Origin of the sequence: Pseudogracilibacillus sp. SE30717A, from assembly GCF_037071985.1 — a bacterium.
Lineage (GTDB): Bacteria > Bacillota > Bacilli > Bacillales > Amphibacillaceae > Pseudogracilibacillus.
This window is the reverse complement of record NZ_JAXHDF010000006.1, coordinates 249,176-273,528: the sequence shown is the minus strand read 5'-3', so window position 1 is coordinate 273,528 and position 24,353 is coordinate 249,176. Positions and strand designations below refer to the sequence as shown.

Annotated in this window: 23 protein-coding genes; 3 read left to right on the top strand and 20 right to left on the bottom strand. The window is 34.8% G+C overall.

Annotated elements, in window-relative coordinates:
* Positions 1-94: 94 nt before the first annotated feature.
* The 13 genes from SPD48_RS11895 to SPD48_RS11835 all read right to left on the bottom strand — a co-directional run bounded on the left by SPD48_RS11895 (position 95) and on the right by SPD48_RS11835 (position 14,721).
* Entirely contained in the window at positions 95-1,177 is a 1,083-nt protein-coding gene (locus SPD48_RS11895; protein ID WP_336258328.1) for an NAD(P)H-dependent flavin oxidoreductase, read from the bottom strand.
* A 103-nt stretch (positions 1,178-1,280) separates the two neighbouring features.
* On the bottom strand, positions 1,281-2,165 hold the full coding sequence (locus SPD48_RS11890) for a TIGR01777 family oxidoreductase (RefSeq protein WP_336258327.1): 885 nt from the start codon (positions 2,163-2,165) through the stop codon (positions 1,281-1,283).
* Positions 2,166-2,314: 149 nt separating this feature from the next.
* The gene (locus SPD48_RS11885) at positions 2,315-2,788 is read right to left on the bottom strand and encodes a hypothetical protein (protein WP_336258326.1); all 474 of its coding nucleotides are present in this window, start codon (positions 2,786-2,788) and stop codon (positions 2,315-2,317) included.
* Between the two features lie 445 nt (positions 2,789-3,233).
* Positions 3,234-4,151 carry a glycine betaine ABC transporter substrate-binding protein gene (locus SPD48_RS11880; protein ID WP_336258325.1) on the bottom strand — a complete coding sequence of 306 codons (918 nt, stop codon included), beginning with the start codon at positions 4,149-4,151 and terminating at the stop codon, positions 3,234-3,236.
* A gap of 108 nt (positions 4,152-4,259) precedes the next feature.
* Positions 4,260-5,183 (bottom strand): glycine betaine ABC transporter substrate-binding protein, encoded by a 924-nt coding sequence (locus SPD48_RS11875; RefSeq protein WP_336258324.1) that lies wholly within the window; start codon positions 5,181-5,183, stop codon positions 4,260-4,262.
* A 65-nt stretch (positions 5,184-5,248) separates the two neighbouring features.
* Positions 5,249-6,103, bottom strand: a complete 855-nt coding sequence (locus SPD48_RS11870) for an ABC transporter permease (protein WP_336258323.1) — start codon at positions 6,101-6,103, stop codon at positions 5,249-5,251.
* Positions 6,096-7,292, bottom strand: coding sequence for a quaternary amine ABC transporter ATP-binding protein (locus SPD48_RS11865; RefSeq protein ID WP_336258322.1), 1,197 nt, complete (start codon positions 7,290-7,292; stop codon positions 6,096-6,098). Before SPD48_RS11865 ends, SPD48_RS11870 begins: the two co-directional genes overlap by 8 nt.
* A 392-nt stretch (positions 7,293-7,684) precedes the next feature.
* Positions 7,685-7,876, bottom strand: a complete 192-nt coding sequence (locus SPD48_RS11860; RefSeq protein ID WP_336258321.1) for a twin-arginine translocase TatA/TatE family subunit — start codon at positions 7,874-7,876, stop codon at positions 7,685-7,687.
* Between the two features lie 23 nt (positions 7,877-7,899).
* Complete coding sequence (locus tag SPD48_RS11855; protein WP_336258320.1) at positions 7,900-9,660, bottom strand: GMC family oxidoreductase; 1,761 nt, start codon at positions 9,658-9,660, stop codon at positions 7,900-7,902.
* Positions 9,661-9,680: 20 nt separating this feature from the next.
* Positions 9,681-10,535 carry a gluconate 2-dehydrogenase subunit 3 family protein gene (locus SPD48_RS11850; protein WP_336258319.1) on the bottom strand — a complete coding sequence of 285 codons (855 nt, stop codon included), beginning with the start codon at positions 10,533-10,535 and terminating at the stop codon, positions 9,681-9,683.
* 576 nt (positions 10,536-11,111) lie between these two features.
* Positions 11,112-12,056, bottom strand: coding sequence for an alpha/beta hydrolase (locus SPD48_RS11845; RefSeq protein WP_336258318.1), 945 nt, complete (start codon positions 12,054-12,056; stop codon positions 11,112-11,114).
* A gap of 452 nt (positions 12,057-12,508) precedes the next feature.
* Positions 12,509-13,318, bottom strand: a complete 810-nt coding sequence (locus SPD48_RS11840; RefSeq protein ID WP_336258317.1) for a YfkD family protein — start codon at positions 13,316-13,318, stop codon at positions 12,509-12,511.
* Positions 13,319-13,476: 158 nt separating this feature from the next.
* Positions 13,477-14,721, bottom strand: a complete 1,245-nt coding sequence (locus SPD48_RS11835; protein WP_336258316.1) for a cysteine desulfurase-like protein — start codon at positions 14,719-14,721, stop codon at positions 13,477-13,479.
* A 286-nt stretch (positions 14,722-15,007) separates the two neighbouring features.
* Here SPD48_RS11835 and SPD48_RS11830 point away from each other — a divergent pair, with 286 nt between their 5' ends.
* The 3 genes from SPD48_RS11830 to SPD48_RS11820 all read left to right on the top strand — a co-directional run bounded on the left by SPD48_RS11830 (position 15,008) and on the right by SPD48_RS11820 (position 18,754).
* Entirely contained in the window at positions 15,008-16,942 is a 1,935-nt protein-coding gene (locus tag SPD48_RS11830; protein ID WP_336258315.1) for a heavy metal translocating P-type ATPase, read from the top strand.
* Between the two features lie 218 nt (positions 16,943-17,160).
* Positions 17,161-18,018, top strand: coding sequence for an ABC transporter ATP-binding protein (locus SPD48_RS11825; protein ID WP_336258314.1), 858 nt, complete (start codon positions 17,161-17,163; stop codon positions 18,016-18,018).
* A 34-nt stretch (positions 18,019-18,052) separates the two neighbouring features.
* A complete protein-coding gene (locus SPD48_RS11820) occupies positions 18,053-18,754 on the top strand; it encodes a hypothetical protein (protein ID WP_336258313.1) in 702 nt (233 codons plus the stop codon).
* A 244-nt stretch (positions 18,755-18,998) separates the two neighbouring features.
* Here the strand turns inward: SPD48_RS11820 and SPD48_RS11815 are convergent, their stop codons facing one another.
* The 7 genes from SPD48_RS11815 to SPD48_RS11785 all read right to left on the bottom strand — a co-directional run bounded on the left by SPD48_RS11815 (position 18,999) and on the right by SPD48_RS11785 (position 23,882).
* Positions 18,999-19,826, bottom strand: a complete 828-nt coding sequence (locus SPD48_RS11815) for a YihY/virulence factor BrkB family protein (RefSeq protein ID WP_336258312.1) — start codon at positions 19,824-19,826, stop codon at positions 18,999-19,001.
* 47 nt (positions 19,827-19,873) lie between these two features.
* The gene (locus SPD48_RS11810; RefSeq protein WP_336258311.1) at positions 19,874-20,149 is read right to left on the bottom strand and encodes a YtxH domain-containing protein; all 276 of its coding nucleotides are present in this window, start codon (positions 20,147-20,149) and stop codon (positions 19,874-19,876) included.
* A gap of 17 nt (positions 20,150-20,166) precedes the next feature.
* Positions 20,167-20,637, bottom strand: a complete 471-nt coding sequence (locus SPD48_RS11805) for a low molecular weight protein-tyrosine-phosphatase (RefSeq protein ID WP_336258310.1) — start codon at positions 20,635-20,637, stop codon at positions 20,167-20,169.
* 30 nt (positions 20,638-20,667) lie between these two features.
* The gene (locus tag SPD48_RS11800) at positions 20,668-21,336 is read right to left on the bottom strand and encodes an SOS response-associated peptidase (protein ID WP_336258309.1); all 669 of its coding nucleotides are present in this window, start codon (positions 21,334-21,336) and stop codon (positions 20,668-20,670) included.
* Between the two features lie 21 nt (positions 21,337-21,357).
* Positions 21,358-21,852 carry an RDD family protein gene (locus tag SPD48_RS11795; protein WP_336258308.1) on the bottom strand — a complete coding sequence of 165 codons (495 nt, stop codon included), beginning with the start codon at positions 21,850-21,852 and terminating at the stop codon, positions 21,358-21,360.
* 13 nt (positions 21,853-21,865) lie between these two features.
* Positions 21,866-22,852, bottom strand: a complete 987-nt coding sequence (gene sppA, locus SPD48_RS11790) for a signal peptide peptidase SppA (RefSeq protein WP_336258307.1) — start codon at positions 22,850-22,852, stop codon at positions 21,866-21,868.
* Between the two features lie 256 nt (positions 22,853-23,108).
* Entirely contained in the window at positions 23,109-23,882 is a 774-nt protein-coding gene (locus tag SPD48_RS11785) for a CAP domain-containing protein (RefSeq protein WP_336258306.1), read from the bottom strand.
* Between the last annotated feature and the right edge of the window lie 471 nt (positions 23,883-24,353).

Genomic DNA, 24,353 nt, shown 5'->3' with positions numbered 1-24,353 from the left:
TATATTCTTAAATGATTTTGCAGGAGAGCAGAAATCTGCTCTCTTTTTTTATTCCATACGAGGCCAGTATAGAAGATGCTTTAATACGGATGAATTACCATACTTCGTTTTTATTTTTTATTATAGTATCAACTTGAGAAATTATTTCTGCCAGCATCTCACTAACAGGTTGTTGTTTACTTAAACGAGGATTTTGTCCACTCCACAGTGACATCCATTCGGGGTGATTTTGCTTAGCTGCTTCACTTCGAATAGATTTTGTTAATGTGTTTTGAATCGGATATTTTGGTAATTCCTCTTCATGATTAGCCATTTTAGTAATAAAATCATTTCGGATACCTCTTGCTGGTTTACCGCTGAATGCTGAAGTCACAACTGTTTGATCTTCGGTACTATTCAAAATTGCTTCTTTGTGCTGCTTATCCGCTCCACTTTCTACACTCGTAACAAAAGCTGTCCCCATTTGGACAGCTTGCGCCCCTAGAATCAAAGCTGATAACACACCCCTGCCATCCATTATTCCACCTGCTGCAATCACCGGAATATTGACATTATCTACAGTTTGCGGAACGAGTGCCATCGTTCCAATCATAGCGTCCTTAAATGATCCGCTAAAGGTTCCGCGATGCCCTCCAGCTTCACTCCCTTGAACAACCACCATATCTATACCTAATTCTTCGTTGGCTATCGCCTCTTCCACAGTTGTTGCTGTTCCAATCACTACTATATTTTCCTTTTTTAACTTTTGTACTATTTCTTTTGACGGGAGACCAAACGTAAAACTACATACTTTAACCTTTTCTTCAAGCAGAATATTTATCTGTTCTTCAAAAAACAAAGCGTTTGGCTTTTTTACCTCAGATTGTTCCGAAAGATTTAGTTCCTCTCGAAAAGGTTGAAGCCATTCGTTCGCTTTGATAACTTCTTCTTCAGAAACTTCCGCGTTCTCTGGTATAAACAGATTCACTCCAAAGGGCTTATCCGTAACCTGTTTGATTTTCTTAATAGTTTCTTGCATTTGTTCTGGGCTCATGTATCCTGCACCTAAATTTCCAAGAGCACCACTATTTGAAACAGCCGCAACCAATTCAGGTGTTGTAACTCCTCCTGCCATACCTGCCTGTATAATGGGATATTTGATATTCAGAAGTTGTGTAACTTTATTTTCATACCACATAATAATCCATCCCCCTCATGGTTATGTTTTAGAAAATGTCGAAAAGTGCTCATTTTAGTTTAAAGTGTAACTACTCACAATCGTTCATTAGAAAGCTTTTTATTTATTGCAAAATGTCTTGCAAAGTCTTATGAAGTGTGTTGAAGGTAAACCTATAACCTTCTCGTTCCAATCTTTCTGGAATAACCCAACGGCTTTTCAATACTAATTCGGTTTCAGTTTTAATTATCATTGATCCGATTTCCAGTATCCATTTGGGAGAAGGCAAACCAAATGCCACATTCATTTCTTTCCGTAATAAATTCATTAGTTCTTGGTTACTTACAGGATTTGGAGCCGAGCAATTAAACACACCGCTAAGATCTTCTCTTTCCTTGAGAAAGAGAACGATTTGTAACAAATCTTCAATATGTATCCAGCTAAACTTTTGCTTACCTGATCCTTGTATTCCGCCAAGTCCAAATCTAACTAAATTTCGATACGGTAACATAACTCCTCCTCCTTTACCAAGTACAATGGCCGCACGAAGAGCGATTTTTCTTGTTTTTGGTAAGTCAAAAGAAAAGAAGGCTTTCTCCCAGCTTGTAGCCACGTCAACTGAAAAACCTGAGCCAATTTCACCATCTTTTTCTGTCATTGGACGGTCATCTGCGTGACGATATATAGTAGCCGTACTAAAATTCATCCAGACCTTAGGTGGATTCTTACAAACTACTATAGATTCTCCAAGTATATTAGTTGTCTTAATCCTGGAAATCATTATTTCATTTTTATTTTCCTCATTGTAACGGCAATTTACTGACTTTCCGGCAAGATTGATCAACATCTCGGCATCTTCTAACGCTTCTATTATTGCAGTTCTATCATCCCAAGATATGTACTGTGGTTGCCTTGATATGATCTTCACCTTATATCCAAGTTCATTAAATTTCCCCGTAAAATATTCACCAATAAACCCTGTTCCTCCAGCTAAAACTACTTTTTTCATATTTTCCTCCAGTATAGGACCAATGTTTTTGCCCAGATCTTTTATACCTTCTCATTAGAACATAAATATTATCCTTTAAGATAGGTGCTTTAATAGCGCATTTCTCATTCCATAAAAACGTCCATTTTAAGATGCAATTCTCAATCCATCTATGCCCGTTTAGTTAACTGACCTTTAATCATCAGATAAATTGCATAAAACACCATGATAGCAAGTAAGGAAGCAGGTAAAATTAAAAGCTGTGTTAAATTACCAATAGGCGAAGCCAAAAAAAGCGAAAAAATAAATCCCAATAAAAATATAGTAGTAAACGAACCGAAATGTACTATTATAAATTGAATTAAACTCTTCCTGTTTTTTTGAGAACGAAACAATAAAATAGCTCCAAGTATAAACAAACATGAAAATGAAATTTCGAGAAGAGAATTCAAGAATCCAATCTGTTGAATATTTTGAATATCCTCTTCTGTGAGGTAATTAAGTTTTACCCACTGTTCCGACTTATTTAAACGGTATTCAGCTACAATGACATAACCCAAATATAACACAAGCATAAATCCAAAATACGCAGATATTATTGTTCTCTTTTTCTCCTTTCTTTTTTCTGTTAATTTATTTCGCAAAAACAACACCTCCATGCTTCCAGCAATTCCAAATTAATTAAATACGATCAATTTTTAAAATACAAAAACACATCATATGCTCTTTACCAGTTGTATCCTATTTTGAAATCATTGCGTTTGGTTTTCTAGAGAAACTACAACCTAATAAAAAAGTTTGAATTTGCAGGAAAAAATAAATATATGGAATTACATCCAATATTTGTTAACTAGTGTATCATCTTTTTATTAATAGTTCAGAAATTATTAGTAGTGAGTAATACATTTTTTATAGACGAGGAAATTTAATCACTTATAATTTTAATACTCAGCTGTTTAAAGCTATAGTCTGGTTCATTATTTTTTTAAAAAAATTAAGCGGCCTTCTTCCAATGTAATTTTGGGTTAAAGCCGCTTAGGTACATATTTTTATTTCAGTTGTCTATTTAATATGAAATAATTCATTATATTAATTCTTCGGTTCCAAATCTTCTATGGAGTCTATATCCATATATTCAGGTACAACAAGACCAATTACTGCTCCCATTAAGTTAGGACCTAAATCAATTAAATCATCTTGGTGTTTTTCATAAAAATCTTTATGTGTTGCTGGTAACCATGCTGCAACTGTAGCATCTGCATCTCCATTTGCAACAGATTCAAATACGATTGCTACATCTACTGGTGTCACTGTTACTTTAAAACCTTTTTGTTCCATTGCTTCTTTTAAAACACCTGAGGAAGCACGTTCTGAATCCCACGGTGTCGAAACGAGTTCAACTTCAACACCGTCTACATCATCAACACCTTCAAACCAAGCTGAAACTTTATCTTCATTTTCCTCTACCCAACGTTTTGCTACTTCTTCCACTTCTTCACCGGTGTCTTGTGCTTCATACATAATTTCTTCCATATCTTCGATGTCCCATTCAAATTGGTCAATTACTTTATATACTTCTGGCTTATCTTCTTCTAGACCAAGTCTTGCTAATGAGTTAATTCCTTCTTCTCCACCGTAAATGCCATTCGGATCATCTAGATACTTCATATCTGGATATTTAGCAAACATCCAATGTGGATTCCAACCAGTAATAATAATCGGTTCTTCATTATCGATAGCTTTATTTAGCTCTGACATCATGGCAGCAGTGGATGATAATTCTACTTCCCATCCAGCTAAATTTTCATATTCTTCAATAGCTTTTTCTGTCGTCACTGAAATTCCAGCACCAGGTTCAATTCCAGTAATAGTATAATTTACTGCATCTCCATAATTTGTTCCTGAATTGCTATCACCATTTGAATCGCTTTCATCATTATTACTTCCACAAGCCGCTAATGCTAACATAGCAACTAGACCAATAAGTAGTAACCATGATTTTCTCATATTTACTATTCTGTCCCTTCTCTTTTGTTTCTCAATTTATTTTTAAGCGTCTTGATTAAACGAATCTTTTAAAAAATAAAAGGGACTATTAAGAGTCCCTTATTATTCTTATTTTGTATCTAAATCTTCAATTGAATCAATATCCATATACGCTGGAACAACTAAACCAATTTTTGCTCCTTCTAGATTAGGTCCAAGATCAATTAATTCATCTTTATATTCTTCAAATAAGTCACCATGTGTTCCTGGTAACCATGCTGCAACCATTGCATCAGCCTCGCCTGTTGCAACAGCTTCCCACATTACCGCATTATCTAATGGTGTGACTGTTACGTCATAACCAAGTTCCTCTAATACTAATCCGATCATATTTGTGGAACCAACTTCAGTATCCCACTCCACATAAACTAACTCAATTTTATCTCCATCAACTTCATCAACACCATCTGTCCATTCTGCAACAGTATCTTGATTTTCGTCGATCCATTCTTGAGCAGCGTCTCTTGGATCTGCACCATCGGAAATCTTTAACATAACTTCTTCAAGATCATCAGGAGTCCAGTAGAAATTATCTAATACTTGATATGCTTCTGGCATATCATCTTCTAAGCCTTCGCGTACCATTGTATTAATAGTTTCTTCTTCACCAAATACACCTTTAGGGTCTTCTAAATATTTCAAATCATACTTAGCAAATTTCCAATGTGGAGACCAGCCAGTAACAATGATCGGTTCTTCATTGTCATATGCTTCTCCTAAAGCTGTAGCCATTGCGCCACTTGAGGAAGCTTGAACTTCCCATCCTTCTAATTCATACTCTTCTACTGCATTTTCAGCAGCTTTAAATACACCTGCACCAGGTTCGATACCTGTAATTTGATATTTCATTTCCTCACCGTATTTTACATCACCACTAGATGAGTCATCAGAACCATCCTTATTCTCTCCCTCATCTCCACCACCGCAAGCAGCAAGAATGAGTGTTGCGGAAAAACCTGCAATAATTCCTAATCGTTTAAGGCTTGTTAACATATTAGAAAAACTCTCCTTTAATCATTTTCTATGAAACTTTTCTTTGCAGAAAAGATATCAACTAATTAATTCTTTTTGTTCATGTTTTGTGTAAATCGATCAATAATAATTGCTAAAATAACAATTCCTATTCCAGCAACAAAACCAGTTCCAACTTGTGCACGTTGTAATGCGGACAATACCTCTCTACCTAATCCAGGTGCACCAATCATGGAAGCAATAACAACCATAGATAACGCAAGCATTACCGTTTGGTTAATTCCAGCCATAATAGTTGCTTTTGCCATCGGCAGTTCCACTTTAAATAATTTCTGAGCTCCTGTACTTCCAAATGATTCAGAAGCTTCAACTAATTCCTGAGAAACTTGCCTAATACCTAAATTAGTAAACCTTACCGTAGGCGGTGTTGCAAAAATAAGCGATGCAAATACTCCAGGTACCATTCCGATCCCGAAAAATGCGACAGCCGGGATTAAATAAACGAATGCTGGCATTGTTTGCATAAAATCAAGTATTGGTGTAATAATCGTCTCGGCAACTTTACTTTTTGCCATTAAGATTCCAACAGGAACACCAATAATTACTGAAAGCAAACTAGATATGAGCACTAATGAAAATGTATCAATTAAATGTGTCCAATATCCTTGGTTTAGTATCAACCATAATCCTACAATAGAAAATATTGCTAAACCAATTCGTTTACCAGATAAGAAAAATGCTAACACTGCAATGAGTATAATCATTACAACAGGTGGCACCGTATTTAACATATCTGATGTCCATTCCATAAAATTACCGAAATGGGTTTTTATCGGTTCAAATAAAAACGAAAAAGCTTTTGTAATTTTTTTTGTAAACCACTCGGTACCTTCAGCGATTGGTATTTTAGGGATAATTGATGAAAGCACAAAATTATTCATGTCCATTCACTCCCCCTTCACTCGCTAGTCCCGCAATAACGGCACCCCGGACGAGAACACCAACTAATCGATTTTCTTCAATGACTGCGATCGGGATAGGTGAATCATAGATCATATTAAAAATATCATTCATCTGTGTATCCTTATCAACTGTTTGTATATCTGTTTTTAATATTTCTTTTAAATCACGTACTTCTTTTTTACGTGCTTCTAATACATCATCTGCCGTCACATATCCTTGTAACTGTCTATTATTATCAACTACTAGAATGCTAGAAATACCTTCTGCCCTCATACGCTCTAATGCAACACGTGGTCCATGTCTTTCGATATTGACAGTTTCAGGTCGCTTCATTACATGCTTTGCCGTTAAAACTTTAGAACGGTCTACATCCTCAACAAACTTTTCAACATAATCGTTTGCAGGATTAACTAAGATTTCTTCTGGTGTTCCTATTTGAACGATTGAACCGTCACGCATTAGAGCAATCCGATCACCTAAACGAAGTGCTTCATCCAGGTCATGAGTAATAAAAATAATTGTTTTTTGCATTTTTGCTTGCAAATCAATTAATTCATCTTGCATATCCTTGCGAATCAAAGGATCTAATGCAGAAAAAGCTTCGTCCATCAGTAACACTTCTGGATCATTTGTTAAAGCACGTGCTAAACCTACACGTTGTTGCATCCCACCTGATAGCTGATCTGGATATTGATCAAGATATTCTCCTAAACCAACAAGTTGTAATGCTTCTTTCGCTTTTTCTCTACGCTTTTCCTTATCCATTTTTTGAATTTCTAATCCAAATTCTGCATTTTCTAAAATTGTACGATGAGGAAATAAAGCGAAACGTTGAAACACCATACTTAATTTTTCGCGTCGTACTTGACGCAATGATTGTTTATCCAAATTTGAAATATCTTTTCCTTCTATAAAAATATTTCCTTTTGTAGGCTCAATTAGACGATTAATAAGCCTGATAAGGGTGGATTTTCCACTTCCTGACAGGCCCATAATCACAAAAAATTCACCTTTTTCAACTGAGAATGTAGCTTCATTTACTGCAACTGTACTTCCTGTTTTGTTTAAAATTTCTTCTTTTGAAACACCTTGTTCTAAAAGCTTCAGTGCTTCTTTCGTATTCCGCCCAAAAACTTTAGTTAAACGTTTAACTTCTATTACTGGCACACATCTTCACCTCTAACTATAATTGACTATAGAGAACGATAAAAATGCCATTCAATCTCTTCTTACCGCTTATAAATAAAATCTATTTTTTTATGTTTACATTTTATTTATTCTCTTTTTCATAGTCACTCTAATAACTTACCGTTTTTTAAGTTGGAATACAAACGCGATTATGCTTGAAATATGCGAACTACATCTTAATTTTTATGTTCTCTATCCTTTACACCTTCTTTTTCTTATAATTACTCTACTATGCTCTGATTTATTCACTTTTCTTACGTGACATCCAAGATATATGAGTTATATTTATCCTTTTTTTAAAAAATAAACCATTTATTTGAAAAGAACTTTAAATGGATGTATCACATTTCCATTTAAAGTTCTTTTTATAATTATGATTCATCTTTTTTTTCATTAGTTGTTGAGGCTTCATCGCTCATTAATTCACTAGCTGAGTTTTTAAATTCACGTAATGTTTGACCAGCTGCTTTTCCAATTTCGGGAAGTTTTTTCGGACCAAATATAATTAATGCTAAAGTTACAATTAATATTAAACCGGGGATTCCTATATTGGCTATTCCCATAACCGATCCTCCTTCATAAATATTTATATAATCTTTTTATCCTTTTGTTCGTGACTTTTGGCTAATGAACCTCCACCATTTTTCAAATACTTCTCAATTCCTTCTGCTGCTCTGTAACCAAGCGCTCCAACAGTTGCCGTCGGGTGATGATTACTGAAATGAGGGAAAGCAGATGCTCCAACTACGAATAAGTTATCCATGTCCCACATTTGCAAATAATTGTTAACAGCCGAAGTTGATGGATCACTACCCATTATTACACCACCTGCATAATGTCCGCCTTGATACACATGATCAAATTCTTCCGGTATTTCATCATCATCTACGATATCCGCACCCATTTCCTCTACAACCTCTCTACATTTCTCAATACCGAACTTTGCAATATTTCGATCTTGGTCTGTATATTTAAATGTTGCACGAAGAAGAGGATCATTAAATACATCGGTATAGGTTGGATCTAAGTCCGTATAATTATGCCACCATGGCATAACAGCTGGAGTATACCAGACAACAAGATTTCTGTTGGCATAATAAATCGACTTTTCTTTGAACTCCGGTCCCCATCTTGGAGTTCCTTTAGGTACTTTATTACTCGCAATCGCCCCATCCCCATATTGCCTTAGTTCTACTCCTCCACCATGTAGGAAGTCCAAATCTGTATGATCGAAATTATCACCCGTTAAATCAGTGAAGGTCGCGCCTAATGCTCCTGCTCCCATGTATAAATTAAATTTCTTATCATTAAAAAAACCTCGTGCCCCCAAAAATGTGATATTGAACTGACCATTGTAATTTCTTCCGATAACCCCTGTACGTGTATTAGGATCGTACTGCTTACCAATATCAGATAGCATTAATAAACGATTATTTGTAAATGTAAACGCAGCAAGAACGACGACATCGGCCGGTTGCTCATACTCTTGTCCAGTAACCATATCTACATACATAACTCCAGTTGCTTTCCCATTTTTATGTAATACCCTTCTGACATAAGATTGCGTACGAAATTCTACGTTACCTGTTTTTCGAGCAGCTGGGATCACAGTTACAATCGGATCTGATTTCGCTCCGAAGTCGCAACCATATTGTGTACAAAATGCACAATAAACACACTGATTAATGGTTTGTCCATCTGGATTTTCATAATTCTGAGTTACATTACCAGAAGGAACTTGCATTGGATGATATCCAAGTTTTCTTGCCGCTTCTTTAAACAATTTTAAGTTTGGAGTTTCTTTTGTAGGAGGATTTGGATAATCACTTGAATGTTTTGGCGCGTTTGGATTAGGATCTTGCTCTCCAGAAATACCGGCCGTCTTTTCGAACCGGTCATAATACGGCTCCAGCTCATCATATGTTATTCCCCAATCCTGCAACATCATACCGTCAGGAATCTTCTTTTTTCCGTATCGTTCTACTGTCTTACTATAGATTTCAAAATCATATGGCAAAAATCGATAAGTCGCTCCAGCCCAATGGACACTTCCACCCCCTAAATCATTACCTACCCCTAATTCGTGTTTCGTTCGGACTGGTAATGCGGTCTCATCAAGTGTATTTCGAGAAGTAATTGTTTCTAATGATAAATCTTGCATCATTTCAAATCGATTCGTAAACCGTAATTCATCTTTCACTCCGATATAATCCTTTGTGGACTTTTCTTCCCCACGTTCCAATGCGACAACTTTATAACCCGCTTTTCCAAGTTCAGCACTGATGATTCCACCAGCCCACCCAGTTCCAACAACTACTACATCAACTTTATCTAGTTTTCTTACCATCATTAAGCCTCCTGTTTATATTAAGACTGATAATCCTTTAAACTCTTCTGTTCCATTACAATGAAATCCTCTGACTCTATATCACCTATATAAGCAGCCCTTGGACCTGGGTATTCCTTCATTTTCCATCCCATCATATTTTTATTTCCACCATATAATGGATCAGCAAAAGCTCCTTCAATTGTCAGTTGCAACAATAAATTAAAAAATGTTTCTGAACCTACACCTGCCATCTCAATTTCTCCATTTTCAAATGCTGTTAAGATTTCATCTTGTTGCTCTCCTTCAAGCTTGTCGAATGAAGATTGATACCGATCTTGGCTCACCTGATCCATTGTTCGAATACCTAGAAGCATGATTTCCCCTCTATTTAATCTTGTTTGATATCTTGGGGTTGGCACTTCAGGTAAAACATCAGTATGAGGACCTTGCTTTGATTGATCACGATCTTTTTTTTCATAATCTCTTACATAGTTATTTTGTACGAAAGGTCCTTTCATATAATTTTTTGCATTCCATCCCCATGAACTATTTAATTGTTTGTCAATAAAATAAGGGACACCAAGCTCGATTGCACCAGGACCAATATCATCTTTTGGAAATAATCTCTCGGTTGCTGCACTCAGAACGTTAAAATCTTCTCTTCGATCGAAAAACATTCTTGCATCTTGTAGATCTGTCTCCGTTTGTACTTGCTCAGGTTCTTTTTGAAATTGATTTGTTAACAAACCACCTAAAATTGAACCACCAACAACTCCTCCAGCGAGAATTCCAGTATTTTTAATAAAACGTCTCCGCCCGGGATCATAGTGCTCACCATTGCCATTCTTCCCATTTCGATTGTTATTATCATTCGTTTTATCCTTATCAGACATACCTTTAATCTCCTTACCATAAAAATCTTTTCATTATTTAATTGTATTTTGTACTATTTTTCCAAAAATATTAGTGTATATAAAATTAAATTTTTAAATAATAGGCGAGATGCGGTATAAGTTGTGCAATTTGTGGAAAAGTTGCGCAATCAGGGTGTAAGCCGCGCAATCAAGTTAGAAGTTGCGCAAATCGAGGGGGAAGTCGCGCAATCGAGTCAGAAGTTGCGCAAATCAAGGGGAATGTCGCGCAATCGAGTCAGAAGTCGCGCAAATCGAGGGGGAAGTCGCGCAATCGAGTCAGAAGTTGCGCAAATCGAGGGGGAAGTCGCGCAATCGAGTCAGAAGTTGCGCAAATCGAGGGGGAAGTCGCGCAACTCAAGGGGAATGTAGCGCAATAGCGGTCTTAATGAGAAAAAAACAAAAGGCTAATGTGGAATTCCAGATTTTGGTCCAACTTACTGAAGATGGTCAGGGAGAGACTTGAAAAATACAAAATCAGACAGAGGTAAACAAACTGTTTTCCTCTGTCTGATTCATTTGAGGGGCTTATTAGATAGCCCTATCCTTATAACATTTTTATATTTTTGATAAGAATTCTTTTACTCTTTCTTCAAACATAGCAGTTTCTATTTCATACGCTTTAATATGCCCAACATCTGGAACAAGCCACAGTTCCTTTTCACCGCCTGCCGCTTGGTAAATCTCTTTCCCCATCCATGTTGGAACAAGATCATCCGCTTCTCCATGAATAATTAAAAGCGGTAATTTGTTTTTCTTAACCTGCTCTATCGAAGAAGCCTCTTCAAAGAAATATCCAGCTCGAACTTTAGTTATTACACTAGTAATATCTAATAATGGGAAGGACGGTAACCCGTATATATGTTTTAATTGGTGTTTCAATTCATCTTTTACCGAAGTAAAACCGCTATCTGCAATGATTGCCTTTACTTGATCCGGTAATACTTCACCACTTGTCATTAAAACAGCTGCAGCACCTGCTGAGTTTCCGTGCAATACAATCTCTTTTGTACCATATTCGGAAATAAGAAGATCAATCCATCCAATTAAATCGTGCCGATCATGCCACCCATATCCATAGTAATCTCCTTCACTTTCTCCATGACCACGTGAATCTGGCATTAATATATTATATCCTTGATCATAATAAAATTTAGTATAATTACCCATGTCTGCTTTTTCTTTTCGAAATCCATGAACAAGAATTACAGTTTTGGAACTATCATTTTCATTGTTAATATAATCGGCTTGCAGTAGTAAATCATCATATGCATTTTGTGTTAAACGAATTGGTGTCTGATCCTCATACCACGCTTTTGCTGTAGATAATAAATCGGAACTGTCTGTTTCAGCAACCGCATTAACAGCTTCAACCTCACGGTGTAGTTCCACTTCTGAACCACGTTTTACACTCTCTCCATAAAAAAAGTTACCAATAAAAATTAATATGGATACTAAAAACGCGACAACACTCGCTAAAATTATTTTTAGTCTTTTCTTCACTTTATCGGCTCCTTTAAAAGGGGGTTTATTAATGTAATCATACCATCAAAACAAAGTGAAGAAAACACTAATACGCTGAGACAAAATTATTTTTATCAAAGAAAAGACGAACATGCTCGACTTATAACAACGTCCAAAATATACTTCACATTCCATGGGCTCTGCCTAAAGGTTTGTATCTCCTCTTTACCTAGTATCTTTAGGAAGCTTCGAGTTCGTCGGAATGTATGATCGGTTCGTCCCATCGGGAACATTTACTGTTCCCTCGGACGATAGGACATCAAAGTGTCAAAGTTGGTCACAATTTTTAATGAGATGAAAGTGTTGCTACAGCCCTAGGACGTGACGTTTTTAGCCGACGAGGAGTCTGTGCTTATTTCCTACGACTAACAAAATTCGTTCGTCCTTTCAGTTTCTGGGTTTACCTATGTCGCAACTTCTCTATAACTAACCTATTTTAATTGAAAAGAAAGAGAAATATGATCTTGGATAGGTATCCAAGCACCGATGCCTTGTTTAGTTACATTTTTAATTTCAATTTCTTTCGTATGACCTTTTAGTTCTATATATACCTCTCCAAAAGTAACTTTACCTTTCTCATTAATAGCCGGACTATATGCTTTGAGAGAACCGTTCTTATCAATAGGAACATTATAGTAATTGTCTAATTTTGAATTTTTACCTAAAACTGTTGAAAAGGATAAAGGCAAATTTGTTTTTTCATTAGCATTCATTAACATCATTTTTTTAATTACTGATGGATTTTCAATTTTGTTTGTTAGAGCTCCCTTAACTTCACTTTGCTCTTGTTGAATATAACGCATTTCTTGGACTTCATGACCAGCTACATTAGAAAGATTATTTTCATTTACTAGCTGGTAATCCCAAATAACAGAAGTATTTTCAGACTGATAATTCAAAGGCCAACGACCTAGATATATTTTTGCTCTGTATCCAATAGCAATTGGAGAAGGCTTAATGGATGATTCATTCAACAACTTAATTAATTCTGGATTTTCAATTTGTATATCTATTGCATCTAACAATTCTTTTGTTGCATTACTCGGTTCAATTACTTCCATATCCTCAGTCGTATTAGGAAATGTATTGGATTTGGACAAAGAAATTACATTCTTAGGCAATGTGAAATTCTCTGTTTGCTTTTCGCTCTTTTTTTCTGCAGAGTATTCTTCTGTTAAAAACAACATAGTACAAAATATAAAACCAATACTAAGTATTAAATGCAGACATTTTTTCATCATCTATCTCAACTCCTTTTTGGGATAGTTTTTCTGGATAGATGATTTTTATACATCTGTAAGTAAAGCTCTTACACAGTGTTTTTAAAGCAACTTCTTTAACACAGCTATACAACATAGTATCTGAAAACTTAGCTAAATATGTTCATTTCTCTTCCATATCAAAACTTCAATTTCTGTTTTAAGTCCTTAACCGCCTGTATTAAACGATTAATTTCTTCAACCGTATTATATGGCGCAATTCCAGCTCGTACAAGAGCCTGATGCTTGACGTTCAATTTTTCGATGAGTGTCTGTGCATAAAAGTTTCCATATTCTAAATGTAACCCATAATCTTGTGCTAAATGGTGACAAACTAATTTAGGTTCCATCCCCTTCACCTGAAAGGCGACAGTTGGTGTCTTAGATACGGTATTATCAGCTTGGTATAATGTTATATGATCAAAATCGGCTAAATGGGATCGTAAGTGATCTGCTAAATAATTTTCATACTCGTTCATCTTACTGTATGCGGAAGTGAGCTGTTCACTTAAAAGATTTCCTTCCCCAATACTAGCAATAAATCGAATCGCTTCGGAGACTCCGACCAATCCTTCAAAGTTTAATGTTCCGGTTTCTAACATATTAGGTGGATTATCTGGAGCTGGTCGTAATTTAAATACATTCAAATTATTATATGCTCTTTCAGAAACTGCTACGATTCCTACATGAGGACCAAAAAATTTATAGGCTGAACAAAACATAAAGTCAGCACCTAGTTCATTAAAATTTACAGTGAAGTGTGGTACAGCATGTACTGCATCTACTGCAATTAACGCTCCTACTTCTTTGGCCCTTTCTATTATTGCCGAATAATTGTTAATTGTACCAATAGCGTTGGATGCTAAACCAATCGCTACGAGTTTTGTCTTTTCATTGATTAATTCATTCATTCTACTGAGATCTAATGTTTTTGTTTCGGGATTCACTTGAAGCGTATGTATATCTAACCCTTTCCTTTGGGCAGCTGTAACCCAAGGATCAATATTTGCATGATGATCCATTTCAGTTATTACTATATTTCCCGAACTAGAATCCCATGATTCACTTAATGCTCTGGAAATTTTAAACGCTAAAGAAGTCATATTTGCACCAAAGGATATATTTTTTTTATCTGTACCTAATAGTGTTGCAACATGATCCCGAGCTTCATCCACAAGAAATACTGTTTCTAATGCTGTTGGATAGCTTCCCCCTAGATTAGAAACACCATTTTTCATATAAGTAACCATTGCTTCGATTACAGACTTTGCTACTTGAGATCCTCCAGGACCATCAAAATAGCCTACAAAATAATCTTTCTCTATCTTTTGTAATGCTGGAAATTGATCACGTATAAACTCTAATGGATAATTATCTGTTATCATGTCAAACTCCTTTCATGAGGTTAATAAATTATACGAAAATTCTAATGTTTTATCCTCACCCTATATTACCTGAACTAAGCTATTTTGGCTATCCCTCAATGAACGAACATTTCTTTCTTTTCAGTAAAATCGTCAACACGAGAATTATTTCTTGACTCCAGAATCAAATCTATTTATAATTATTATAAACTTAAAATTATTATAAACAATAAACGAACTTTATTTTACATAGTAATAACTGTCTTATTAATGATAATTATTCTCAATTAATGATGGAGGAATGAAAATGATAACTCAAACGGAAATTAGAAAAAACGAACATTATTCATCTACTTTTGGAAGCACACTATCAGTTATATTAAACAAACACGGAGAACTTATTGCATCATTAACAAGTGGGGCCATCATTTTAGCAACATGGTCGTTAACAAATACAATTCCACATTCTTTATGGATCTGTTTGCACATAATTGCTTTTCTTATTGGAGGGTATGCTCAAGCAAAAGAAGGGATTTTAGACTCAATTTCAGAAAAAGAATTAAATGTTGAACTATTAATGATCATAGCTGCGATAGGCTCTGCATCTATTGGCTATTGGACGGAAGGTGCCATCTTAATTTTCATCTTCTCTCTTGCCGGTGCCCTTGAAACTTACACATTAAATAAAAGTAATGAAGAAATATCATCATTAATGAAACTCCAACCCGAAGAAGCAAGAATCATTCAAGAGAATGCTGAAAAAATGATTCCAGTTTCAAAACTTTTGATCGGTGACATTATTTATGTAAGAGCTAGTGAACGAATCCCTGCAGATGGGAAAATAATTAGTGGTTCTACCTCTGTTGACGAAAGTGCAATAACGGGAGAATCTATTCCAGTTTCAAAAGAGATAGAAGCTGAAGTATTTGCTGGAACTGTTGCTTTAAATGGTTCCATATCAGTTGAGATAACAAAAAAAGCAGAAGATACGATTTTTCAAAAAATAATTGAAATGATTCAATCTGCAAAAGATGAAAAAACACCTAGTCAACTTTTTATCGAAAAATTTGAAGGAACGTATGTTAAAACCGTATTAATTACGGTGGTCATTATGATGTTTTTGCCATACTTATTACTAGGTTGGACGTTAACTGAGAGTATTTACCGGGCAATGATATTACTCGTTGTTGCCTCCCCCTGCGCTTTAGTGGCCTCGATTATGCCAGCGACATTATCAGCTATCTCAAAAAGTGCTCGTAATGGTGTATTATTTAAAGGCGGGGTGCATCTTGAAAGTTTAAGTCAAATGGATGCAATTGCTTTTGACAAAACGGGTACTTTAACAAATGGTACTCCACAAGTAACTGATGTGCATATCAATCCCAAATACGAGGAAGCAACAATTCATGAAATTGTGGGTGCTATTGAGAGTGAATCAACCCACCCTCTTGCAAAAGCAATTCGTTCATACAGTTTGGATTATTTAAATAAAGACCAATTTAATGTAAAAATTGAAAAAGTAGAAACAGAGAGTGGTCGGGGTGTCATTGGAATAATCGATGGAGAAACTTGGCATATTGGAAAAGAAAACTTCTTGCAAACTACAAATAGCAACGATCCATTCTATGGAAACTTAGCAAATAAATTAGCAGGTGAAGGAAAAACAATCGTTTATGTCACCCATAAAAAACAAATTGTTGCAATTTATGCATTGAAAGATACGGTTCGTAAAGAAGCAAAAGAAGCTATTACAGCAATTAAAGAACGTGGAATTTATACTATTTTATTAACTGGTGATAATGAATTAACTGCACGTGCAGTTGCAACTGAAGTCGGTATTGATGATTATGTTGCCGAATGCCTTCCAGATGAAAAAGTTACTCATATAAAAAAAATCAGTGAAGAGTATAACAAGGTAGCGATGGTTGGCGATGGGATCAATGATGCACCAGCCCTTGCAACAGCAGATTTAGGCATTGCGATGGGGGAAGGTACCGATGTAGCACTTGAAACAGCGGATGTTGTATTAATGAAAAATGAGTTAACTAAGATTAAAGACTCGATTGAAACTTCTAGAAAAATGAATCGAATTGTAAAGCAAAACATATTTTTCTCTTTAGCAATTATTGCAACACTTATTGGATCAAACTTTTTCCAAGCAATTGATCTACCCCTCGGTGTAATTGGACATGAGGGTAGTACGATCTTAGTCATCTTAAATGGCTTGCGTTTATTAAAATAATTTTTAACGTTTAAAGCGCCGGTTTCCGGTGCTTTTTATTTTTTGGATAATTAAGGAAAAAGTTTGATAAAAATTGATTATTAGATTATTATCTTTTTTATAGGTTATAACAGGCTTTTATGAAGCTTTTAAATAGTAATCTAAAATTATAGAAGATACTTTGAAACAAACCTTGAAAACAACAAAAAAGAGAACTGTTTCTTAGGATTAGATCTAGGATGGTGAAATATATGGCCACGCTTTTTGAACTTAAAAATATAAGTAAAGAATTTGGAAATAAAAAAGTCTTACATAATATTTCCCTTACGATTGATCAAAATGAAATCATTACATTTTTAGGTGGAAACGGATCCGGAAAAAGCACATTATTAAAAATAATTGCAGGCATTGAACTACCTAGTTCGGGTAAAGTCAATTATTACGACAAAGAAATTAAAATTGGATATGTCCCTGAAAGGTTTCCCAAATTAATTCGTTTCACACCTGTTGAATATTTGAATTCTATTGGAAGAATTAGTGGTCTCTCACAGGCTTTCCTGAAAAAAGCAGTTCCCGATTTACTTTATCGCTTTCAATTAGAAGAACTAAAAAATGAATGGATAATGAATTTATCAAAAGGTAACATTCAAAAGGTTGGTATTATACAAGCAATATTGCCCAAACCAGAATTATTAATTTTGGATGAACCTTTTTCTGGTCTTGATTCCCATGCCCAGAAAGAATTACTTACGATTATAAAAGAACTAAAAGACAAGGGGACTACAATTTTAATAACGAATCACGAAGCTAATATATTTGAGATGGTAGAAACTGCTTATGGTATAAGGAATGGACTTATTTCTCCAATCATAAATGGAAAAAAAGAGCCAATCAAATTACTAGAGGTAAAACGGTTAGATGAATCTCATGTGTTAAAATGGAATGAAGTTCTCCACATGGAAAAAAAGAAAAACAGATTATTACTTTATGTTCAATTAAAAAACAGTGATAAAGTACTCTACCGAATTTTAGAATTACAAGGAAGTATTAGTAGGGTCGAAACAGTAGAAGAGTTTCATTTAAAATTTGGACCATAACTCCCGTTTAATATGTAGAGAAGGAGAGATTAATGTGAGAGAACTAATTAAATACAGCTTATTTGATTATTTACGTTCCCATAAATACTTCCCGCCTGTTTTAATTTTCTTTATTTTAATCATCGTTTTTTATACGTATACTCCTAATCCGGTGATTGACAGTTATGCAGTAACAGCTTTATTTTTATACATTGTATCTTCCTGGTTATGTTTAAGTTTTTTATCTGTTGATCCACCTGTTCAAAGTCAAGTAATGATCCTTCATATTGGAAGTTTAAACCGTTATTATATGGCAAAATTATTTTGCTTAATATTAATTTCTTTTATTCTGGCTATTTGTGCATTTGTCTATCCTATTATTTTTAGTATGTTTAACGAAACTGTGACGTTTACAATTGGCTTTGTATCTCTCCTAAATCATGTTTCTTTAGCCCTTTTAGGGATAGCTGTTGCTAGTTTGTTTAGTAGAGTAATAATGAAAAGTGCTATTAATTCGATTGGAGGGGTAGCCCTTATCATTACTATTTCATTGGCATCTCTAGCTATTTACGACTCCTTACCGTCGCCCTTTAAAAATATAGTATGGATGATTCCACCGGCAGTCAGCACGCAAAAACCGCTCTTTAATTGGGATGGTAATCTGTCGGATCTTTCTCTTTTTCCATTTATTTGGATAATTATTTATTCAATTCTTCTTTTATTTTTGTTCTTAAAACTAGTTAAAAAATTTCGATGAAGTATATAAAAAGCAATGAAAAAACGTTCGGAAGTCACTTAGCTTGACCGAACGTTAAAGATGAGTCCATTTGAACTTTTATACAAATCCAAGATATTGAAAATAGCCTTGCGTTAATGTCATGAATCCATGTAGATTGTCTTTGGCAAATACCGAGTCGCTTTATCATTATGAATTAACTTTCTTCTCTACAGTGGGAGTATTACCACTGTTATTTTTTAATAGTACCCTCACATAGATCTTTCTAATGTTTACGCCCTATTTCTCGATCTTTCATAAAAGCATTTAATACTCCACCACTATTAATTATTATTCCGGATAAATAAAACCAAATCATCAGAATAATTACCGTTCCTAAACTTCCATAAGTGGCTGAATAATTTCCTAGCTTATTCACATAAAATGAGAAGCCCAGTGAAGTAATTTGCCATGCGATCGTAGCAAATAGTGTACCCCAAACTGCATGACGTGCTTTTACTTTCGTATGTGGGGCTAACAAATAAAGCGCAAAAAATACTATGAAAAATATGATGGAAGAAACTACCCAGCGTAGCATATTCCAAGATTTTAGAAAATCTTCAGATAGATGAAACCATGCGAAAAATTGTTCTCCAATTATTTTTCCGAAAACCGGTAATAACAATGCTACTGCTATGACGATAATCATTCCAAATGTTAATAGAATTGCTATGGAACGAGCGACAAGAAATGGCCGTTCCTTTTCGATCGCATAGGCTCGATTAAACGATTTAGTAATTGCATTAATTCCATTGGAAGCAGACCATATCGTTCCAATAATCCCGATGGATAAGAGACCACCACTCTTCGTATTAATAATATGTTCTAAATTTGAATCAATCATTTCAACGACTTGTTCCGGCAAATAGGATGCCAACATATCAATAACGGCATGATTATCTATGGGTAAATAACCAATTAATGTTACTAAGAAAAGTAGAAAAGGAAATAATGATAAAAGGAAAAAATAAGCTAATTGTGCAGAAAGATCAGTAACATCTGCTTGCTGAAATCGTTTAAAGAAATTTTTTCCAAAAAGAATTATTCGTTGCATATTGCAATCCTTCCTTTAAGACACCATTTCCTTTCCATGGACATACTTTATTTGCTAATTACTTTGTTTAATGAGCTTTCTACTTGCTCCAATGCGCTTACTGCACTATGTGTATTCGTTTCAATCACACTGTTTAAGGAAAGGACGGTATGTCGTATTGAGTTTACAGCTTCCACAGGGTTATTAGCATAATAAGTTAGCGTATTACATGATTGATCTAATGTATCTTTAGCATATTTTCTTGCATCTCCATTTAATAAACTGACTAATCCACCTATTGATGCTCCAACAATTATTCCTGTTAGTAAAGTTCTTTTCCCCATTTTCCTATCTCCTAATCTTATATTTGATGTTTATGGACAATATACTCCAGTAAATGTTCACAGGCTTCATGAACTAGTTCATACGTATAATCAAAATCCCCAGTATAATACGGATCCGGTACATTAAGTTCACGTGGGTTATCTACAAATTCAAGCAGCTTTTTTACAGTGACAGAGTCAGACATCTCAAACTCGGATTCGATATTTTTCATGTTATCGTCATCCATAGTGATAATATAATCAAATGTATTAAAATCTTCCTGCGAAATCTGTCGAGCAGTCATGCCTTCATACGAAATTTTGTATTCATCTAATTTAGCTCTCGTTCCTTTGTGTGGTGGTTTTCCGCTGTGCCAAAGAGCAGTACCTGCTGAATCCACCTCTATTTTATCTGCTAATCCTTTATTCTGTACCATGTTTCGATATATTGCTTCTGCCATTGGAGAACGGCAAATATTGCCCAAGCAAACGAATAATACTCGGATCATTGTAAAACCTTCCCCCTTAATTAATGACTTTTATTTTGTTATTGGTTCAATACAAGTTGCATCATTATTTGTTGCATTATTCACAAAATCACTAACTGAATAAGCTGATAAACGTTCTTCCTCAAGATTTTGCAAAAAATGATAGGCAGTTTTTGCTTGCGTGAAGCTTTGGCTTATCCATGCATCTTCTTTATCTCGAGGAAGAATAATCGGCATGCGATGATGAATCTCTTGCATAGATTCATTCGCATCTTTTGTCAGAATCGTACACGTAAATAATGTTTTATCATCTTGCTGCCATTTATCCCACAGTCCTGCAAAAGCAAAAAGTTTGCCTTTTTCCAGTTGAATTCTTTTCGGTATTTTTCCCTCATTTGCCTTTTGCCATTCATAAAAACTGTCTGCAATAATAAGGCACCGCTTTCTAGCCATTAAGTTTTTAAAACTTGGCTTGATATGTGCGGTCTCACTACGCGCATTGATCATTTTATTACCTATTTTTTCATCTTTTGCCCAAGAAGGAACCAACCCCCATTGCAAGAATCCAGCCCTTCGCTTAGCTCCATCATGAATTACAGCTAATACTTTTTGGCTAGGAGCTATATTGTAACTGGTATAATATCCTTCAATTTCGTGAGGTATATGAAATCGTTGTCTAATCTTTAATTCATCAGCTAACAATGTATATCGACCGCACAATGGAATTCCTCCTAAAAAGAATTAAATATGGACAACTCTCGTATTTCCGATCATATCGTGTATGCCTTGTTTTTCATTGGAAAAAGCGATAACGAGATAAAGAAATTTTGTAATAAAAATTACGTTATAAATAAATCTTCCAACCACTTCTCTAAATAGGATATCACTCCATAAGAGAGCATCTTCATTTTCTTTAATAACTTTTATCCCTAAGACCATTTTCCCTAACGTTTGTTGGAAAGTCTTTGTCATGAACAGGAAATAAACATAATAAACAATTCCTGCTAAAATTCCATTTACTGTCCAAAACCCGATCTCCAAAGGTAACCCTTTATTCACAAACAGCAATGGACTTAGTAAAATACCATTAATACTAAAAATAATTATTACATCAATAAGGTATGCCCAATAGCGCATCCAAAAACCCGCATATCTGTATTCTTTTTTGGGGGAATTTAGCTCTTCTGATAGAATCATCTCTTGTTCTTCTTCATGATCCTCATACTTTGAATCCATCGTTATCCCTCCTTTAGTAAATATACATAGCCCGCGGCTTATCAGATTGTCTAACTAATGACATAACAAGCTCAAGTTCGGATGTATTGCCTTGAAAAACATTTTTCATTTGCGTTACAAAACCACTTAGGAAAACAAAGTCTTCTCCATATTGAATTACTTGTGCATCTTCTAAGTTATAGTCTTTTTGAATTGCAGCTAATGCATCATCAAAATCCCCTAATTCATCTACTAAACCAACCTCTTTTGCCTGTCTACCAGTATATATTCGTCCATCTCCAACTTCCCTAACTTTTGCCTCACTCATTCCCCTACCATCTACAATCACTTGAACGAAATCATCATACATTTCATCAATTATCGATTGTAATATTTCTCTTTCTTCCTTTGTCATCTCACGGCTAGGAGACATAATATCTTTATGTTTCCCACTTTTGATCGTGTTAAAATGCACACCGTAGTTTTCGGCAAGTTCTGAGTAATTGATGTTTTCCATTATTACACCAATTGAACCAGTTAAAGTTGAAGTCTCTGCAAAAATCTTATCTGCCGGAGCTGCTACATAATAGCCCCCCGAAGCTGCTGTTGATCCCATAGATATATAGATTGGTTTAGAATAATTCTCTTTTAATTCTACAAGTTTTTCGTGAATTTGAGCAGTTGCCCCTACTTCTCCTCCTGGTGAATCAACGCGTAAAATAATTGCTTTCACAGATTCATCTTCACTAGCTTGGTCAATCATGTTTAAAAATTTGTTGTGATCATACCCTTCCATAAACAAAGAAAGTTCTTGATCCATAATAACTCCATTTAAATTTAGAACTGCAATCCTTTCATCCCAGTCCCCTTCAACTACTACTTCTTCGCTGTAGTAGTATTCATCAAGCGATGCAAATCCTTCTAACAGTCCTGAAGCAATATTCATTGTAAATCTAAATCCAATAGACACAAATAGCAATACGATTGCTGCTACAAGTGCTAACCAACGTTTTGTATTCATTATGTATCAATCAATCCTTCCTATATGTAAAACTTCCTTCTACTAAAATCCTACAATAAATATTACTCAAATACCACTTATTTATATCTGTTAGACAAATTAAATAAACTTCAAGCGAATCAAGGAAGATTAAACTAATTTTCTTAATCTTTTCTTGTACAAATTCGGTTTATAAAATCCTTCATTTCATGGCCCAGCACATAAAAAAATTCCCAAGTACTGAAAAGATAACTCTCAGTACTTGGGAATGGATAGTTTATTTACCGATAAATTGTTGAGTCCAGTAATTTCCTTGTTCAACATATCCTACACCGATATGTGTATAGCTACTATTTAAAATGTTTGCACGGTGACCTTCACTGTTCATCCAAGCAGTTACCACTTCTTGAGGAGTACGTTGACCCATCGCAATGTTTTCTCCTGCTGAACGGTAGTTAATTCCAAATCTTTCCATCATGTCGAATGGAGAACCGTAAGTTGGACTGTTGTGATCAAAATAATTGTTTGCTTGCATATCACGTGATTTTTCTCTAGCTACTTTACTTAATTCATTATCAATTTGAAGAGGTTTTAATCCGTTTTTAGCTCTCTCTTGGTTTGTTAATTCAACAACTTGTTGTTCGAATTGGCTTAATTGTCCACTTTCATTTTCTTGGGGCTGATCTTCAGTAACTTCTTCACTAGGCTGATTAGGTTGTGTTACTTCTTCAGCTGGCTGTTCTTCTGGTTGTGCTGCTTCATCTGCTGGCTGTTCTTCTGGTTGTTCAGCTTCATCAATTGGTTGTTTAATTTCATCTTCGTTTGGTTTTGAATTTTTATCCCACTTAATATTCCATTTTGATAAACAATTAGCAAGATAGCTTTCTAATTCTTTAAAATTGTTTTTATCTATTTTACCTTGATAAACAAATTTATTTGTCTGTGCATCTGTGTCATCAGTTTTTGCTGTCGCTCCAACAGACTGTCCAAATCCAGCACTCACCAACCCAACAACTAATATTGCTATAATAAATCTGTACTTCTTAAACATTTCTCGCTCTCCTTTGAGTGTTTTTATTTTGTGAATTCATCATATCACCAGTTTTTTGTAATAATGAATCCAGTCATTTCCAGTAAAAATTCTGCTCCTCTTTCAAACTGAAAAACATTAATAAATAAATAGTTTTTCATAAAGGTGATATCTAAAAATTAGGATATATTCTGTAAACTTACCATTTATTACATTGGATTACCTCTTGACATAATTTTAAACGACTTAGTATTTTACATTTATATTATTGCTAGTAATCTACTTGTTACATTTATTAAATAATCCTACCTGATATTTACAATATTATTAAAATAAGCTAAAATAGAAGGAAGATCATATAAACTGCCTAGCTTGCTTACAATTTAATGCCAAAATTGTTCCAGCAAGTATAAGCCAGTTCTTACTTAACTTAAATCTTTTTTAAGTTAGTTTGAACTGGCTTTTTGTATTTATTTTTAACAAGGAGGTGAA